Annotated in this window: 15 protein-coding genes; 7 read left to right on the forward strand and 8 right to left on the reverse strand. The window is 54.0% G+C overall.

Going from position 1 to position 15,596, the window contains the following annotated elements; genetic code table 11:
• Positions 1 to 2 precede the first annotated feature (2 nt).
• From QMG93_RS14375 to QMG93_RS14395, 5 genes are all read right to left on the reverse strand, one after another.
• A complete protein-coding gene (locus QMG93_RS14375; RefSeq protein ID WP_281937521.1) occupies positions 3 to 986 on the reverse strand; it encodes a FecCD family ABC transporter permease in 984 nt (327 codons plus the stop codon).
• Complete coding sequence (locus QMG93_RS14380) at positions 983 to 1,978, reverse strand: ABC transporter substrate-binding protein (protein ID WP_281937523.1); 996 nt, start codon at positions 1,976 to 1,978, stop codon at positions 983 to 985. Before QMG93_RS14380 ends, QMG93_RS14375 begins: the two co-directional genes overlap by 4 nt.
• Before the next feature lie 84 nt (positions 1,979 to 2,062).
• Positions 2,063 to 2,665 carry a DJ-1/PfpI family protein gene (locus QMG93_RS14385; protein WP_281937525.1) on the reverse strand — a complete coding sequence of 201 codons (603 nt, stop codon included), beginning with the start codon at positions 2,663 to 2,665 and terminating at the stop codon, positions 2,063 to 2,065.
• A 61-nt stretch (positions 2,666 to 2,726) separates the two neighbouring features.
• A complete protein-coding gene (locus QMG93_RS14390) occupies positions 2,727 to 3,401 on the reverse strand; it encodes a DUF2306 domain-containing protein (protein WP_281937527.1) in 675 nt (224 codons plus the stop codon).
• Positions 3,402 to 3,623: 222 nt separating this feature from the next.
• On the reverse strand, positions 3,624 to 4,220 hold the full coding sequence (locus tag QMG93_RS14395; protein WP_281937529.1) for a TetR/AcrR family transcriptional regulator: 597 nt from the start codon (positions 4,218 to 4,220) through the stop codon (positions 3,624 to 3,626).
• 275 nt (positions 4,221 to 4,495) lie between these two features.
• On the opposite strand from QMG93_RS14395, the gene QMG93_RS14400 reads away from it, so the two are divergent.
• Entirely contained in the window at positions 4,496 to 5,365 is an 870-nt protein-coding gene (locus QMG93_RS14400) for a hypothetical protein (protein WP_281937531.1), read from the forward strand.
• A 95-nt stretch (positions 5,366 to 5,460) separates the two neighbouring features.
• Here the strand turns inward: QMG93_RS14400 and QMG93_RS14405 are convergent, their stop codons facing one another.
• Complete coding sequence (locus QMG93_RS14405; protein ID WP_281937533.1) at positions 5,461 to 5,862, reverse strand: hypothetical protein; 402 nt, start codon at positions 5,860 to 5,862, stop codon at positions 5,461 to 5,463.
• Between the two features lie 163 nt (positions 5,863 to 6,025).
• Here QMG93_RS14405 and QMG93_RS14410 point away from each other — a divergent pair, with 163 nt between their 5' ends.
• Together QMG93_RS14410 and QMG93_RS14415 are read left to right on the forward strand one after the other, a co-directional pair.
• Positions 6,026 to 7,015: a Gfo/Idh/MocA family protein gene (locus QMG93_RS14410; protein WP_281937535.1), complete on the forward strand. Its 990-nt coding sequence runs from the start codon at positions 6,026 to 6,028 to the stop codon at positions 7,013 to 7,015.
• A 24-nt stretch (positions 7,016 to 7,039) separates the two neighbouring features.
• Positions 7,040 to 7,768: an NAD-dependent protein deacylase gene (locus tag QMG93_RS14415; protein WP_281937536.1), complete on the forward strand. Its 729-nt coding sequence runs from the start codon at positions 7,040 to 7,042 to the stop codon at positions 7,766 to 7,768.
• 10 nt (positions 7,769 to 7,778) lie between these two features.
• On the opposite strand, the gene QMG93_RS14420 is transcribed toward QMG93_RS14415, so the two are convergent.
• Positions 7,779 to 8,426, reverse strand: coding sequence for an ANTAR domain-containing response regulator (locus QMG93_RS14420; RefSeq protein ID WP_281937538.1), 648 nt, complete (start codon positions 8,424 to 8,426; stop codon positions 7,779 to 7,781).
• Between the two features lie 403 nt (positions 8,427 to 8,829).
• Between QMG93_RS14420 and QMG93_RS14425 the strand changes: the two genes are divergently transcribed.
• Genes QMG93_RS14425 through QMG93_RS14440 form a run of 4 tightly spaced genes read left to right on the forward strand, consistent with a single transcriptional unit; the run spans position 8,830 to position 15,120 of the window.
• Positions 8,830 to 10,086 (forward strand): nitrate/nitrite transporter, encoded by a 1,257-nt coding sequence (locus tag QMG93_RS14425; protein WP_281937668.1) that lies wholly within the window; start codon positions 8,830 to 8,832, stop codon positions 10,084 to 10,086.
• Between the two features lie 35 nt (positions 10,087 to 10,121).
• On the forward strand, positions 10,122 to 12,542 hold the full coding sequence (gene nirB / locus QMG93_RS14430; RefSeq protein WP_281937540.1) for a nitrite reductase large subunit NirB: 2,421 nt from the start codon (positions 10,122 to 10,124) through the stop codon (positions 12,540 to 12,542).
• Positions 12,543 to 12,555: 13 nt separating this feature from the next.
• The gene (gene nirD, locus QMG93_RS14435) at positions 12,556 to 12,912 is read left to right on the forward strand and encodes a nitrite reductase small subunit NirD (protein ID WP_281937542.1); all 357 of its coding nucleotides are present in this window, start codon (positions 12,556 to 12,558) and stop codon (positions 12,910 to 12,912) included.
• A 27-nt stretch (positions 12,913 to 12,939) separates the two neighbouring features.
• On the forward strand, positions 12,940 to 15,120 hold the full coding sequence (locus tag QMG93_RS14440; protein WP_281937544.1) for a molybdopterin oxidoreductase family protein: 2,181 nt from the start codon (positions 12,940 to 12,942) through the stop codon (positions 15,118 to 15,120).
• Between the two features lie 158 nt (positions 15,121 to 15,278).
• On the opposite strand, the gene QMG93_RS14445 is transcribed toward QMG93_RS14440, so the two are convergent.
• Positions 15,279 to 15,503 (reverse strand): helix-turn-helix domain-containing protein, encoded by a 225-nt coding sequence (locus QMG93_RS14445; RefSeq protein WP_253410845.1) that lies wholly within the window; start codon positions 15,501 to 15,503, stop codon positions 15,279 to 15,281.
• Between the last annotated feature and the right edge of the window lie 93 nt (positions 15,504 to 15,596).

Genomic DNA, 15,596 nt, shown 5'->3' on the forward strand with positions numbered 1-15,596 from the left:
TCCTAAGCACCTCTCCTTCTCAGCAGCCATAAGAACACGGGGGCACCGAGGACCCCCATCAAGATACCGGATGGAAGCTCTACAGGAGCGAACATGATGCGGGACAGCGTATCCGTAATGGTCAAAACCGTCACTCCAAGCAAGGCGGAGGCTGGAAGCAAGAACCGATAATCGCTTCCAATTAACAGTCGTGCCGCATGGGGAACGGTAAGCCCGACAAATCCCAGCATTCCCACGACGCTGACGGAGCTGGCGGCAAGCAACGTGGCAACAGCGAGCAGATAAAGGCGCATCCCTTCGACACGCAGCCCCAATGACCTCGCTTCGGCATCGCCCAATAGCAAGACGTTCATTCTTTGGACCCCGATGAGTGCAAGCGTTCCGCCTAGCAACGTGTAAGGGGTCAGCAGAGTTACATGAGGCCAACTCCGAGTCGCCAGTCCCCCGACCATGAACAGAAGCGCTCCATTCACCCGATCGCTGTAAAACGTGAGCAAAGCGGAGATTCCGGAGTTTAAGAAGGCCGACACCGCTACCCCCGCCAAAACAACCCGCACGGGGCTAACTCCTCCCTGCCAGGCCAAGAGGTAAATCACCAACGCTGCACCGATTCCGCCAAGGAAAGCGGCGGGCGTCAATAAATAGGCGTAAGAAGGAAATAAGATTAGCACCGCTATGCCGACAAGTCCCGCCCCGGAAGAAACACCGATGATGTGCGGGTCCGCCATCGGATTTCTCATCACGCCTTGCAATATGGCACCGGAGAGAGACAAGTTGATTCCGATCAATGCGGCGACCAGTGTTCTGGGAAAGCGAATATTCCAGATCACATCCCGGTAAGACGCCGCAGGATCTTGGAGCGCATCCCAGATGTCTGCCAAGCCTATATTTACAGCGCCGGCCGACAAGCTGAAGGCTGTGCCGCCGATGGCACTCAAGGCAAACAAAGCAATGATCGTCAGTTTCCAGGGGTTGGTTGTTATCATTCTTTTGCAGGGAACGTATCCGGGTAGACGAGCTTGGCCATCGTCTCCAAAGATTGATCGATATGCAATCCCGGATTCGTTACAAACAGAGGGGAAGGCAGGAAAAACATCTTCTTTTCTTTTACCGCCCGAAGCGAGCTCCACGCCGGGTTATTTTCCAAATCCGATTTGAGCTTCTGATTGCCGAACTCCTGCGTGCCATGAACAAGAAGAAAAATATAGTCCGGATCCAGAACGACCAGCTTCTCCAAACTATACGGGGCCGAACTTGGCATATTCCCCGAAGGCAAGCCGTCGGCGACGTTCTTCATCTTCAGCATATTCGCCATATCGATGGCTATGGAGGAAGATTTCTGCACGAAGACTCCCATAGGCATGATTGTAACCACAGCGTAGTTGGGACCGTGGCCCGGGAGTTTCGCAACGATATTCTGCAATTTCTTATCCGTCTTATGAAGAGCCGCAAGCGACTGGGCTTCGTTTCCGGTCATGTTGCCGACCCACTTGGCTGCGGTTTGAATATCGCTGTAACTTTCGATTTTGATTAGCGCCAGTGGAATATGGGCGGATGCCATGGATGGTTTGAGATTCGCATGGAACATGGGCTGCCCGATGACCAAATCCGGCTTCAAGCTCATGATTTGTTCGAGGCTTACGTTATTGATGTCGCCGACTTCCTTCGCATCTTTTGCGGCTTCGGGAACCATGATCCCAGGTGCGGTTGCGCGCCCCACGGCTTTACCTCCCAGTTGGTAAAACAATTCAAGTACTTCCGTATTGAGAACCACGATTCGCTCCGGTTTCTTAGGCAGCGCGACTTGCTCTCCTGTGCTGTCCTGGAAACTGTAAAAGTTGGTTTGTGTGGCAGAGGCCGGGTCTTTAGTGGTTGCGGCAGCCTGCCCCATATTTGCCGCCGGTTCCGGTGTCCTGCTGCAAGAAGCAAGACAAGCTGCGAAAATAACAGCCAAGAACAACCATGAGATTTTATTCATTGAAACGAGTCCTCCAACAAATTTAATGGTCCGAATTCCTTACAACAGAAACGTTCATTTCGGGCTTTAATCAAACCTCCAGTGTCATACGAAATCAATATCGTACTCCATATGCTTAGCCGTGGCCTTAGCGACATCAACTCCCAGCAATCTGCGCACGATATGAAACGCCATATCGATCCCCGCCGAAATCCCGGCAGAGCTGATCACGTTTCCTTCGTCTACAAACTTCACATGGTCCAGTACGGTCACCGCAGGGAAGTTCTCCTTCATCCATGGAATGCTCGCTGCGTGAGTCGTTGCTTGCTTTCCATCGAGCAGACCTGCTTTCGCGAGCAAGAAAGCTCCCGTGCAGACAGAAGTCATGAGCTCGACTTGAGGAATCCTGCCGCGAATCCAAGAGATGACGTTATCGTTATGCAGCTCGCGACGAGTTCCCAGTCCGCCGGGTATGACAATAATGTCATAATCCGGTGCGGATTCAAGGCTGTAATTCGGAACCACCTTCAATCCGTTTCGTGCCGTGACCATTTGCCCGGATTCGGAAAATGTAGTTACTAAGAAAGGCTTCAATTCATCCGGCTTCCCCCGGTTTATGGAGGTTACGGCCAACACCTCGAACGGTCCGGCGATTTCCAATACCTCTGCATCGTCGAACAAAAAAATGCCCACTTTACGCTGTTTCATAAGTCCCTCCACTTTGTTCAAAATAAATTTGGTTATCCTCGCAAGTTTCTCCCGCCAGTCTTCATCTGTCTAAAGCAGGAAGACCGTTTGGAAGAAGCTTGATCGGCGCTTTGAAGATGAGGCGGTTAACAACTTCCGCCGCACTCAGGTTGATCGCGATGCTCCCGTATACGCCAAACGTATAGCTTGCCTCGTAATTGAACCCGAGCCAATCATGACCTGCGAACAATAGGATGTGGGTCAGCATGTTCGTAAAGCAAAATACATAGCTGCGCACCATCCATTTGCGATGCGATGTTATATTTCTGCGTTTGATGGCGATAAATGCGGTGATCGAAAAAACGAGCCAGATGATATTCAACAGATTGAAGGCGATGCTGTTCACTTTCCCTCCGGTTGAATGCGGCGCCAAATAACCGGATGTAAAGATGACCGCAATGACGGAAACAAGGTATACAATTCCGTTCACTCTGTGAAGCAAACGGTTTCGTTTCAACAGCCGCATGGAGAAATTGGCGACTCCCGTAATCATCGCAAGACAGCCGAAAATAATATGCACGTGTACGACAGTTAGCCATGCCGGCATGACGAACGAGGAAGAAAGCTTCGTCTTATGGCTTAAAAATTCGGTTAATTGCGGGTCGAACACCAGATTTTTGCCTAGTACATAAACAATAAAGACGACGGTTACAAGTACTAATGCGATATACAATTTCCGGCTCACGGTCCGCTTCATGTATACTCCTCCATCCCGAGTGTTCCGTGCGGTGTGGATTTGATTCCGAACGGTCTCTTTTAAGGGTAGCACACGAAAAAAATACATCAATAGCCACAAGGAGCTATTTATTGGCGTGATCTCGAAGTTTTGTGAACGATCGCCCTTTGTTGTTGGCGGCGTTATAACAATAAATCCGCCTCTTTGATAGCCAAAGCGGCGGATTTTTTCGGAAATTTTGATTTAATTTTTCAAGCCAATTAGCTCAAAGTATTGGACCATGTTCTCCATGCTGTACCGAACATGACTGCTGTTCCCTTCCAGCTTGCTAAGAATGATGCCGCCCTCTAAAGCCGATATCAGAAAGGAGGCCGTCGACTCGATGTTCAGATCGGATCGGAACTCTCCGTTTTGGATCCCTTGCTCGAATATTTCTTTGATTGCACTGTAAAAATGGCGAAAGGTGGTTTGAGCTTTCTCGCGCAGCAAGCGATGTCCGTCATCGCACTCCACCGCCGTATTGAGCATCGGGCACCCGCCTGTAAAGGGCGGATTATGGACGACGTCGGCGTATACCTCAAAAAAGGAGAGCAGCTTGTCTTTCGCCGTTGTCTTGCCGGCCTGCGCTTGCAGAAATTTGTTCCTGACCACTTCCGATGCGTAATCGTACGCCAGCAGCGCGATTTCCTCCTTGCTTGCAAAATGACGGTACAGTCCTCCACGCTTAATTCCGGTCATTTCGGTGATATCATTAAGGGACACGCCATTGTATCCTTGTTGGTTAAACAGTGCCGCCGACTTTTGAATGATTTGCTCCTTTGTCAGTTCACCTTTTCTCATAAATCCATACCCGCCTCCATATCTGAATTGATACCAATCTTTCTGTGGATTGTCAACCCGTGAAATTGAAGTATTCTAGCCGGCATCCCCATTTGAAGACGGACCCTGTTTAACAGGCGTATTATAAAAAATATTTACAAAGCTTTAACCTAGACTTATAATTAGGCATATAAATAAAATAAGTAATATTATGTAAAAATTAAAATATTTTTCTATGATTAAAGGGGGCGAATTATATACAAGTCCAGGAGTACGTCGTCCATTGGGAGGATACGATGCGGCTCCCGGGCAGCGATATGGACGAGAAAATAAAAGGCTTGTCCGTTGCAACGCAGCTCGGAGCCCGTGTGCCTACGGGCCTGATTATCCTTCCGGAAGCTTACCGCGTTTTCGCAAAGGAGGGCGCCGTTCCGCAGGGGCTTCGCGCTGCCTTGACATCGCATCTGTCGGACCTCGAGCGCCGGATCGGGCAAAACATCGGCCGTTTCGAATCGGACAAACCTCCTTTGCTGTTTTCTCTGCGATGCGGGGACAAGAACGGCGACGTACGACTGCCGGAGTCCATGGTCAATATCGGACTGGCCCAAGCCGAGGGACAAGCGAAGCGGCCGGATGCGTTCGCCGATCTTCTTCAAGAAGAATACGCCATGCAAGCGCGGCAATTTCAAGGCAGTGTTCTTGCCGGCGCAGCAGCCCGGAACTCGTCGCACGGTCCGTTCGGAAGCGCGGTTGACGAGCTGCTTTACTACATCGAACGGATCTATGCGCATTTTCAAGAGCTGGAGCAAGCGGGACAGGAGCATTTCAACCGCTGGCTAATCGTTCAGAAAATGGTGTATGCCAATTGGAATGCGCATTCTTGCAGCGGAAGGGCCTACACCCGGAACCCGCGCACAGGACAAGCGGGCGATTTCGGGAAATACCTGATGCGGCAGTCGGGAGCATATTTGAACCTAACCCCGATCGAGAGGAAAAAAGATTTGCGCGAATTGTGGGACGATATCCCTGAAGCGTACGATCAGCTCAAAGCATTTTTCGTCGAACTGGAAAGCTATTACCGGACGCCGAGATATGTGGAGTTTGTCGTTGAGGATCGCAAGCTGTACATTCTGCAAAATACGAGGGGGAGCTATACGGCGAGATAAGCCGGCAACGGCGAGCGTGCAGGATCGGTCAACAGGGATTAGCGAGGTATGGAATTAAAGGGCTCTCCCGGGGGAGGCCCTTTTTCCTTTTTCGCTTACTGCATCTGCCCTTGTCCTTGCGATTGACTTTGTTTGGACACGAAGTCGATCGTCCAATCGATCATCCCGTTCATCATATTGATGATCAGATTGATGACATCCTCGTCCGTTAATTGCGAGCCACGGGTTTGCTTGGAAGCATATTCCTGCATCTTGGTTTGCAGGTCGCTCGTCAGCTTTTTGAGCTTGATGAAATCGTTGGCCATCTCGAACAATGCGTCGGAGCCGTTGTTATTTTTCCCTTCTCCCTGGTTACCCTTACCTTGATTCGAGCTTTGGTCTTGGTTGTTGGACTTGCTTTCAAGCAAGCTTTTGATCTGCTGCAGCTCGTCGCTTAGAAACTGGTTTTGCTCGGTCAATTCTTCGATTTGTCCCTTCAGTTCGCGGTTGCTGATCATGGCGGCTCCTTAACGTAAGATTTTATGGATATTTTACCCTAATTTTGTACATCTATCCGTTCAATATGGAAATTTGGAAATTTCAGTTGGCCTCTCATGCGATCCTCCTATACAATAGAAGGATAGGCATGACGACAGATTACACAGCGAGGGGAAATCAAACATGGTACGATTTGCAGTCATCGGAACGAACTGGATTACGGAAGAGTTTATTCGCGCGGCGCGGGAGTGCGAGGCGTTTGCCTTAACGGCGGTTTATTCGCGGACGGAGGAGAAGGTCGAGGCCTTCGCGGCCAAATTCGAAATCCCGCACAAGTTCACGGATCTGGAGACGATGGCGCGGAGCGATGCGTTCGATGCCGTCTATATCGCCAGCCCGAATGCTTTCCACGCGAAGCAGGCCGTGCTGCTGATGAATCACGGGAAGCACGTGCTCTGCGAGAAGCCGCTGGCTTCCAACCGGGCGGAAGTGATGGAGATGATCGCCGCGGCGAAGGCGAACCGGGTACTGCTGATGGAGGCGTTAAAATCGACGCTGATGCCGAATTTCCGTGCCGTTCAGGAGCATTTGCCCAAAATCGGTCCGGTCCGCCGCTATGCGGCAAGCTACAGTCAATACTCCTCCCGTTACGACGCCTATAAGCAGGGGACGGTGCTCAATGCGTTTAATCCCGCCTTGTCCAACGGGTCGCTGATGGATCTGGGCGTGTACTGCATTTATCCGATGGTCGTGCTGTTCGGTCAGCCGGACTGCGTTCAGGCGAACGGTTTGCTGCTCGACTCCGGCGTGGACGGGCAGGGAAGCCTGCTCCTAAGCTACGGGCAGATGGAAGCGGTGCTGACGCATTCCAAGATTGTCAATTCGTACGCGCCGACGGAAATTCAAGGTGAGCACGGTACCCTCGTCATCGACAAAATCAATCAGCCGGAGCAGGTGGAAATTCGTTACCGTGACGGTTCGATTGAGGTGCTGACCCGTCCGCAGAGCGACAAATCGATGGTTTACGAAGTGCAGGAGTTTATCGACGTATTGCAAGCCGGAAAGCTGGAGTCTGCAACGAATTCGCATGCCAATTCGCTGACTGCGATCTCGATCATGGACGAGGCCCGCAAGCAGATCGGGCTCCGTTTTCCGGCGGATGGAGCGGTGTGAATCAGGAATCAAGGAGGACTGGAGATGGCGGTTGAAGAGATCAGATCGTGGATTGCGGACAGCCGGAACATTGTCTTTTTCGGGGGAGCAGGGACTTCGACGGAGAGCCAGATCCCCGATTTTCGTTCGGCAACGGGGCTGTATCAGACGACCTCCCGGCATGCTTTTCCGCCGGAGGTCATGCTGAGCCGCAGTTTTTTTATGGAGCGTACGGCGGAATTTTTCGACTTTTACCGTGCGTGTATGGTCCACAGGGAAGCCAAGCCGAACGCGGCTCACGAGGTGCTGGCGCAGCTGGAGCAAACGGGAAAGCTTCGGGCCGTCGTCACCCAGAACATCGACGGGCTGCATCAGATGGCGGGCAGCCAGCATGTGCTGGAGCTTCACGGGTCGGTGCACCGGAATTACTGCATGAGCTGCGGCAAGTTTTTTGACCTCAATCACGTGACAAGCGACGAGACGATGGTTCCCCGCTGCGATGCCTGCGGTGGAATTGTAAAGCCTGACGTGGTGCTGTACGAGGAAAGCCTCGATTGGGACATCCTGTCGAAGGCGAGAAAGCATATTGCGGAAGCGGACGTACTGATCGTCGGCGGCACGTCGCTGACCGTCAACCCGGCTGCCGCGCTGGTCGGAGAATATGGCGGCGACAAGCTGGTTCTGATCAACCAGTCTTCTACGCCATATGACAGCCGGGCGACTCACGTCATCCGCGATTCGATCGGGAAAGTGCTGAAAGCTTTGGTGTCTTAAAAGACAGCGGTCATCGCTTGCGGCTTCCTTGATTTCCGTCCTGCAGCAACTGGTACACCTTGACGATGGAGGAAGCTACGTCGGACATCCGTTTGCGCTCGTTCATGGCTTGCTTGCGCAGAAATTCGTAGGCTTCCGCCTCCGAAATGCTTTTGATCTCACACAATATCCGCTTCGCCTGATCGATCCACTTCCGTTCTTCCAGCCGGGATAGGAGCTGCTCGCGTTCCCGCTGCCATTCCGTCCGCTGACCATATTGATTGAAGCCAAGCAGCAGCGCGCAGTGAATTTCCAAGGCGCTCATCCCGGGACCAAGCAGGCCGTCGATGCCGGGGGGCAGTTTGCATTCGTGGCTGGGAAACGTTCGGCGGTCGCACCACCACAGCAGAGGAAGGCTGCGTACGGAGGCAATTTTTTGGCGCCACGGCTCAACTTGTTGGGGGGCCACGTATAAGAGCACGGCATCGGCTTTGCCAGCCAGAAACTGAACTTCGTGGAAGGAAGAAGCCGTCTCTACGCGAAAGCCGAGATCTTGCAATATCGTTGCGGCCGTCGCTTCCAAGCCGGAAGGACCGGAGGGCAGGCCGGATTCAGCGGGCGATAGAGAGGAAGAGGGCTCCGGTTCAAAGCCGTCGATGAGTAAAAAGGAATATAACATAAAATTGCCTCCATCAAGGTTTTTATGTTGATTTTTCGATAAAAATGTTAGTTAATATTACAATAATATAACATAAAACTTTTAAATATGTCGATGTTGTTATTTTTTATAAGCGGTTTTGATTTTTAGCGTCATGTTTATTGACAATCGAGACGGTGCAAATTATAATAATCCCATAAAGCTTACCCGGTTCTTTTTGACACAACGGCGTGTCAATTTTTCGGCAACGAGGCCTATCCCTGAACGAATGTACAGGGGTAGGCTTTTTGTGTTTCGGCTACGATGACGCGGCTGCATGGCAATGAGGCCGATGAGCTGTTCCGTCTTCGTGCGTCCGGTTCGTCGTCTTTGTCACATCGCTTGAAGAGAGATACGGCACGAGGGAAAAGGAGAGATCCATATGATCGAACGCAAAGGCTTTTGGCAGAGCGGGCACAAGGGATCGTTGTTCAGTTCGTTTTTGTACTTCGATATGAGCTTTATGGTTTGGGTTTTGCTCGGACCGCTCGCCGTGATTATCGCAGGGGAATTCGAGCTGAATGCCGCGGAAAAAGCGAATCTGGTGGCCCTGCCGACTCTGGGCGGGTCGGTCCTGCGGCTGGTGCTCGGCTATTTGACGGATAAAATCGGGCCGAAGCTGACTGGCCAGATTGGACTGGGGATCACGCTCGTCCCGTTATGGTGGGGCTGGCAGTTTGCGGATACGATCGGCGAGATGTATGCGATCGCGCTGTTGCTCGGCATTGCCGGAGCCAGCTTCGCGGCTGCCCTGCCGCTGGCGAGCCGATGGTACCCGCCGCAGTATCAGGGGCTCGCGATGGGGATTGCCGGCGCGGGGAACAGCGGGACGATCTTCGCAACGCTGTTTGCGAACCGGATCGCCCAGTACTATGGGGACTGGCACGTCGTATTCGGGATCGCGATGATTCCGATCGCTTTGACGTTGATCGTGTTTTCGATTCTGGCGAAAGACAGCCCGGATCAGCCCGCGCCCAAAAAGCTGACCGACTACAGGAAGGTGCTGAAGCAAAGGGATGCTTGGTTGTTTTGTCTCTTGTACGGCGTGACCTTCGGCGGTTTCGTCGGCTTGTCCACCTATCTGACGATCTTTTTCAATACGCAGTACGGGCTGTCTCCGGTGAAAGCCGCCGATTTTACTACCTTATGCGTCATTGGCGGGAGCTTCTTCCGTCCGGTCGGCGGCTGGCTGGCCGATAAGATCGGCGGAATCCGGATGCTGATGGGTCTATACGGAGTCGTCGCTCTGCTGATGGCGGGCCTCTCCACCCTGCCGCCACTTGCGGTAACGACGGCGCTGCTCTTCACGGCCATGATGTGTCTGGGCATGGGCAACGGCTCGGTGTTCCAGCTCGTTCCCCAACGCTTCCGAGAGGAGATCGGGATCGTTACCGGCATTGTCGGCGCGGCCGGAGGGCTTGGAGGATTTTTTCTGCCCAAAATTCTCGGCAACCTGAAGCTCGCCACCGGCTCTTTTGCATCCGGATTTCTGATCCTAAGCGTCATCGCGCTTTCGTGCGTCGTATTGGTGGCGGTGGTCCAAGGCCATTGGAAACGCACCTGGATCGGAGAAGGCGGCAAAGTGAGCGTGTCCCACAGTTCCCACAGGGAAGCGGTAGGAGCCGAAGTTCCTGTACAGTAAGTCGTTGATTCCCTTAATGAAAGGATGATTGCTCCATGTCGAACAAACAAAAGCTCGTACTCGTCGGGAACGGAATGGCCGGGGTCAACGTGATTGAGCATCTGCTCAAGCTGGCTCCGGGCAACTATGAAATTACGATTTTCGGCAGCGAGCCTCATCCAAACTATAACCGGATTCTGCTGTCCTACGTGCTTGCGGGCGATTCCAGCGTACAGGATATCGTCATTCATCCTTGGGACTGGTACAGAGAGAACGGGATCACTTTGTATACCGGGCATACCGTGACGGGCATCGATACGCAGGCGCGGATGGTCACGAGCGACCAAGGGGTTACGGTTGCTTACGACAAGCTGATTCTGGCCACCGGTTCGAATCCGTTCATGCTGCCGCTGCCGGGCGCGGACAAGGAAGGCGTGATGGCATACCGCACGATCCGCGACTGCGAGATGATGATCGATGCGGCCCGAAAATACAAGAAAGCCGTCGTTATTGGCGGTGGGCTGCTCGGGTTGGAAGCGGCGAGAGGGTTTCTGAACCTCGGGATGAAGGTGGATGTTGTCCATATCGGAGATATGCTGATGGAACGCCAGTTGGACCGTACGGCCTCCAAGCTGCTGCAGGAGGCGCTGGAAGCGCAGGGCATGAACTTTTTGCTGGAGAAGCAGTCCGCCGAAATCGTCGGAGACCAGCGGGTAGCGGGACTCAAATTCAAGGACGGCAGCGTGGCGGAAGCGGACCTTGTCGTCATGGCCGTCGGGATTCGCCCGAACGTCGAGCTGGCCAAGTCGATCGGGCTCGAAGTCAATCCCGGCATCGTCGTGAACGATTACATGCAAACGAGCATGCCGGACATTTATGCGGTCGGCGAATGCGCGATGCACCGCGGGGTTGTATACGGCCTTGTCGCCCCGCTCTATGAGCAGGGGGCGGTGCTTGCGAAGCATTTGGCGGCGGTGGAGACGGCTCCGTACGAAGGCTCGATCGTGTACACGAAGCTTAAGGTGTCCGGCGTGGACGTATTTTCGGGCGGTCAATTTCTGGAGAGCGCGGGGTGTAAGACAATCCGCGTGCACGACGAATATTCGGGCGTCTACAAAAAGGTCGTGATCCGCGACAACAAAATGATCGGCGCGGTGCTGTTCGGGGATACGTCGGACGGCACGCGGCTGATACAGATGATCCGCGACGGCTCCGACATCAGCGGCATGGAGAAGGCATCCATCCTTCGGGATTCCGCCGATTCGGGAGGGAGCGCCGGTTCCGGTGTCGCCTCGATGAGCGACGATACGATCGTTTGCGGCTGCAACGGTGTCAGCAAAGGCGCGATCTGCTCGGCCATCCGGGAGCAGGGGCTGACGTCGGTCGAGGAAGTGAAGAACTGTACCGGCGCTTCACGTTCCTGTGGGGGCTGCAAGCCGTTGGTCGGCGAACTGCTGGCCTATACCTTGGGCGATTCCTACGATAGCGCGACCGTCAAAGAAACGATGTGCGGCTGTACGGAGCACTCCCGGGAAGAGATTGTGGCTGCCATTCGCGAGAAAGGACTGGGCTACGTCCGAGAGGTGATGAACGTGCTCAGCTGGAAAACGGAGGCGGGCTGCTCGAAGTGCCGCCCTGCGCTTAATTATTACTTGGGTATGGTGCATCCGACTGTTTACGAGGATGACCGTGCCTCCCGGTTCGTGAACGAGCGGATGCACGCCAATATCCAGAAGGACGGCACGTATTCCGTTGTGCCCCGGATGTATGGCGGCGTAACGAGTCCGGCCGAGCTGAAGCGGATCGCCGAGGTGGCGGAGAAATTAAACGTCTCGACGGTGAAGCTGACCGGCGGCCAACGGATTGATCTGCTGGGCGTGAAGAAGGAGGATTTGACCCGCATGTGGGAGGAACTGGATATGCCGTCCGGGTATGCCTACGGGAAGGCACTCCGTACCGTCAAAACATGCGTCGGCGCGGACTATTGCCGGTTCGGCACCGCCGATTCGATGGGCATGGGCATCCGGCTGGAGAAGCGCTTCGAACGGCTGAACACGCCGGCCAAGGTGAAGATGGCCGTGTCCGGGTGCCCGCGAAATTGCGCGGAATCCGTTATTAAAGACCTGGGCGTCGTCGCCATCGACGGAGGCTGGGAGCTGTATGCGGGCGGCAACGGCGGCGTGAAGGTGCGGGCTGGGGATCTTTTGACCACGGTGAAGACGGAAGATGAAGTCGTGGAGTATACGGAGGCGTACCTGCAATATTACCGCGAGAACGCCAACTACGGCGAACGGACCAGCGAATGGGTCAAGCGGGTCGGCATCGAAAGCATCCGCCAGATCGTCGAGAATGCGGAGGAGCGCCAAGCGCTCTGCGAGCGAATGGACATCACCCTGTCGGTCACGAAGGACCCTTGGAAAGAAGCGATCGAAAGCGAGAAAATTCAAAAAGACCTCTACGAAGTCGTTGAGCTGTAAGGAGGAGAAGCGCATGAGCGTAACACAGGAAAGGGAAAGCATCGTTTGGATCTGGGCGGCCTTATACGAGGAGCTGCCGGTCAATACCGGGAAGACGGTCCGTTATCAGGGCGACGAAGTGGCGCTGTTCCGGCTTGGCAGCGGCAGCGTCAAAGCGATCCGAAACCGTTGTCCGCATAAGAATGGGGTTCTGGCGGAAGGGATTGTCTGCGGCGAGCATGTGTTCTGCCCGATGCATGATCGCAGGATCGACCTTTCCTCCGGACTCGTTCAGGCGCCGGATACGGGATGCGTTCGCACCTATGCGACCAAAATACAAGATGGAGCCGTCTATATCGGGTTTCCGGCACCGGCAGAAAAGGCCGGCTGATGTGATGTTCACGGGGGTGCGACGACGATGGCGAATGCGCCGGATTTGTTAAGTACGAAGGCAGCGGCGAGCGGGGAAACAGCCGCAAAAACAAGCACGGCGGAAAGTCGGTCATCGCACTGCTGCTTTTGCAGTATGCAATGCCAGATGGTGTTGACTCCCAGCGATGATAGTCCGGGCCTGGTCATTAAGCCGAGCCCGGATTTTCCGGTGGCTGCGGGGCGTCTGTGCCAGAAAGGGCTTAATGCCCTGGAGCATGTGCTTCATCCGGAACGGATTACCGAGCCTTTGCGAAGGGTGGACCGGTTTGAGTCTGTCGTTTCGCGAGGCGCTGCGGCAGGCGGGCTTCGCCCGGAATCTTGGGATACTGCCTTGAAGGAGATTGCCGGGCAAATCCGTCGTATCCAAGCGAAATACGGCAACGACGCGGTTGCCGTCTATGGCGGGGGCTCGCTGACCAACGAGGTCGGCTACCTGCTCGGCAAGTTTGCGCGGGTGGCGCTGAAAACGAAATATATCGACTACAACGGGCGGTATTGCATGTCCTCGGCGGCGGCTGCCGCCAATCAGGCTTTCGGCCTCGACCGGGGCATGACGATGCCGCTTCATGAAATTCCGCACGCGCGGTACATTATCCTCGCCGGCACGAATATTGCGGAATGCCAGCCGACTATGATGCCTTACCTGCTGGCGGCCAAGAAGAACGGCGCCACGATCGTCACCGTCGATCCGCGCAATACGATGACCTCGAAGGCAGCGGACATTCACGTGCGGCTGCAGCCGGGCTTTGACTCTGTATTCGTCAACGGCTTGCTTCATGTGATCGTGGCGGAAAAGCTGTACGCGGAATCGTTTGTCCGCGAGCGAACGCACGGCTTCGAGCAGCTTGTCGAGACCGTTAAGGCCTATACGCCGGATTATGTCGAGCGGTTGACCGGCGTTCTCGAAGGCGTCGTTCGCACCATTGCCCGCGGATTTGCCAAGGCGGAAACGGGGATTGTGCTTACGGCGCGGGGACTGGAGCAGCAGGTCAACGGCGTGGAGAATACGCTCAATTACATCAATCTGGCCTTGATCACCGGCAAAATCGGCCGGACCGGCTGCGGCTACGGCGCGGTGACCGGCCAAGCGAACGGACAGGGCGGCCGCGAGCACGGACAGAAGGCGGACCAGCTTCCCGGCTACCGCCTGATCGAGGACCCGGCCGCTCGCGAGCATGTGGCGAAGGTGTGGGGGATCGACCCGACTGAGCTGCCGGGCAAGGGCGTCTCTGCCTACGAAATGCTGCAAAAAATCGACGAAGGCGAAATCAAAGCGATGATCGTACTCGGCTCCAATCCGGTTGTATCGAGTCCCAACAATTCGATGGTCGAGCGCGCCCTGCGGAAGCTGGAGCTGCTTGTGGTCATCGACTTGTTCGAGACCGAAACCGCACGTTATGCCCATTGGTTGTTGCCCGGATCTTCGTTTCTGGAGGGGGAAGGCACCCTGACGAATTTGGAAGGCCGAGTGTTCCACCGGGGAAAGGTGCTTGAACCGCCGGGGAACAGCAGGCTGGACTACGAAGTCCTATGCAACTTGGCAGAAGAGCTGGGGAGAGGGGCTTTTTTTCGCTATGGCGGCATTGAGGAAGTCTTTAATGAATTGGCTATGGCGACAGCCGGGGGCAAGGCGGATTACAGCGGCATCACGTATGAACGGCTGAAGCGGGAGAAGGGCATATTTTGGCCTTGTCCGGCACCTGAGCATCCGGGTACGCCTTATTTGTTTCAGGAACGCTTCCATCATCCCGACGGGAAAGCCAGACTGTTCGGCATCACGCCCAAAATGCCTGCGGAGCCGGCCGACCGCGACTATCCGTATGTGCTGACAACCGGGCGCGTAGCGAGTCATTACTTAAGCGGCGCGCAAACGAGGCGCACCGAGGGACTGAACAAAAAAGCGCCAGTACCCGTGGCGGAAATTCATCCTTGGCTGGCGCAAAAGATTGGCTTGCGTCTGGAGGACCGCATCCGGATCACGAGCCGTCGAGGCTCGTTGGTGTTTCAAGCGAAGGTGACGGAAGGTATCCAGCCGCGTACGGTGTTCGTGCCTTTTCATTGGGGGGAGCAGCTGTCGGTAAACCGGCTGACCAACGACGCCTTGGACCCGATCAGCAGGATGCCGGAATTTAAGCTGTGTGCCGTGAAGGTGGAGCGTGTGCCGTAGTTGTAAGGGGATTTTTATTAGTTTGCATGTAACTGCTATTTCACTGTTATCTGAGAGCAATCTTCCGAACCATGGTTAAAGTGGTGAGAGGGTTGCTCTTTTTGTATGTTTGGGTATATCGCGAAAACCTGTTTTGGTCGCATGAAATGTTGCGACAATTATACTTCATGCAATTCTTTGTCGTCTTCAAAAACAAGTAATTCATGCAAGTCAATTTCTAGCGCTTTACATATTGCGTCTAATGTACTTAAGTGTACGCGGTCAATATTTTCAGAACAGTAGTGATTAATCGTGTTTGGTGTTAATCCTGTTTTTCTTGCTAATTTACGCTGAGACATTTCTCTTTGTTCGAGTATTTCTTTTAACCGAACCTTAATTGCCATGTTACTACCTACTCTCCGAACATCTTTTCATAAATTATAAGATGAAAAGACGGTAAAAGAAAGAATGTATTGATTGTATCGGCTAGATGATAT

It is taken from the genome of Paenibacillus tyrphae (assembly GCF_027925525.1).
In the GTDB taxonomy this organism is placed as follows: Bacteria; Bacillota; Bacilli; order Paenibacillales; family NBRC-103111; genus Paenibacillus_G; species Paenibacillus_G tyrfis_B.

What these genes read in the sequence shown, in the direction of transcription:
- QMG93_RS14375 (WP_281937521.1), bottom strand. Translation starts at nt 986, where the DNA reads ATGATAACAACCAACCCCTGGAAACTGACGATCATTGCTTTGTTTGCC.
- QMG93_RS14380 (WP_281937523.1), bottom strand. Translation starts at nt 1,978, where the DNA reads ATGAATAAAATCTCATGGTTGTTCTTGGCTGTTATTTTCGCAGCTTGT.
- QMG93_RS14385 (WP_281937525.1), bottom strand. Translation starts at nt 2,665, where the DNA reads ATGAAACAGCGTAAAGTGGGCATTTTTTTGTTCGACGATGCAGAGGTA.
- QMG93_RS14390 (WP_281937527.1), bottom strand. Translation starts at nt 3,401, where the DNA reads ATGAAGCGGACCGTGAGCCGGAAATTGTATATCGCATTAGTACTTGTA.
- QMG93_RS14395 (WP_281937529.1), bottom strand. Translation starts at nt 4,220, where the DNA reads ATGAGAAAAGGTGAACTGACAAAGGAGCAAATCATTCAAAAGTCGGCG.
- QMG93_RS14400 (WP_281937531.1), top strand. Translation starts at nt 4,496, where the DNA reads ATGCGGCTCCCGGGCAGCGATATGGACGAGAAAATAAAAGGCTTGTCC.
- QMG93_RS14405 (WP_281937533.1), bottom strand. Translation starts at nt 5,862, where the DNA reads ATGATCAGCAACCGCGAACTGAAGGGACAAATCGAAGAATTGACCGAG.
- QMG93_RS14410 (WP_281937535.1), top strand. Translation starts at nt 6,026, where the DNA reads ATGGTACGATTTGCAGTCATCGGAACGAACTGGATTACGGAAGAGTTT.
- QMG93_RS14415 (WP_281937536.1), top strand. Translation starts at nt 7,040, where the DNA reads ATGGCGGTTGAAGAGATCAGATCGTGGATTGCGGACAGCCGGAACATT.
- QMG93_RS14420 (WP_281937538.1), bottom strand. Translation starts at nt 8,426, where the DNA reads ATGTTATATTCCTTTTTACTCATCGACGGCTTTGAACCGGAGCCCTCT.
- nirB (WP_281937540.1), top strand. Translation starts at nt 10,122, where the DNA reads ATGTCGAACAAACAAAAGCTCGTACTCGTCGGGAACGGAATGGCCGGG.
- nirD (WP_281937542.1), top strand. Translation starts at nt 12,556, where the DNA reads ATGAGCGTAACACAGGAAAGGGAAAGCATCGTTTGGATCTGGGCGGCC.
- QMG93_RS14440 (WP_281937544.1), top strand. Translation starts at nt 12,940, where the DNA reads ATGGCGAATGCGCCGGATTTGTTAAGTACGAAGGCAGCGGCGAGCGGG.
- QMG93_RS14445 (WP_253410845.1), bottom strand. Translation starts at nt 15,503, where the DNA reads ATGGCAATTAAGGTTCGGTTAAAAGAAATACTCGAACAAAGAGAAATG.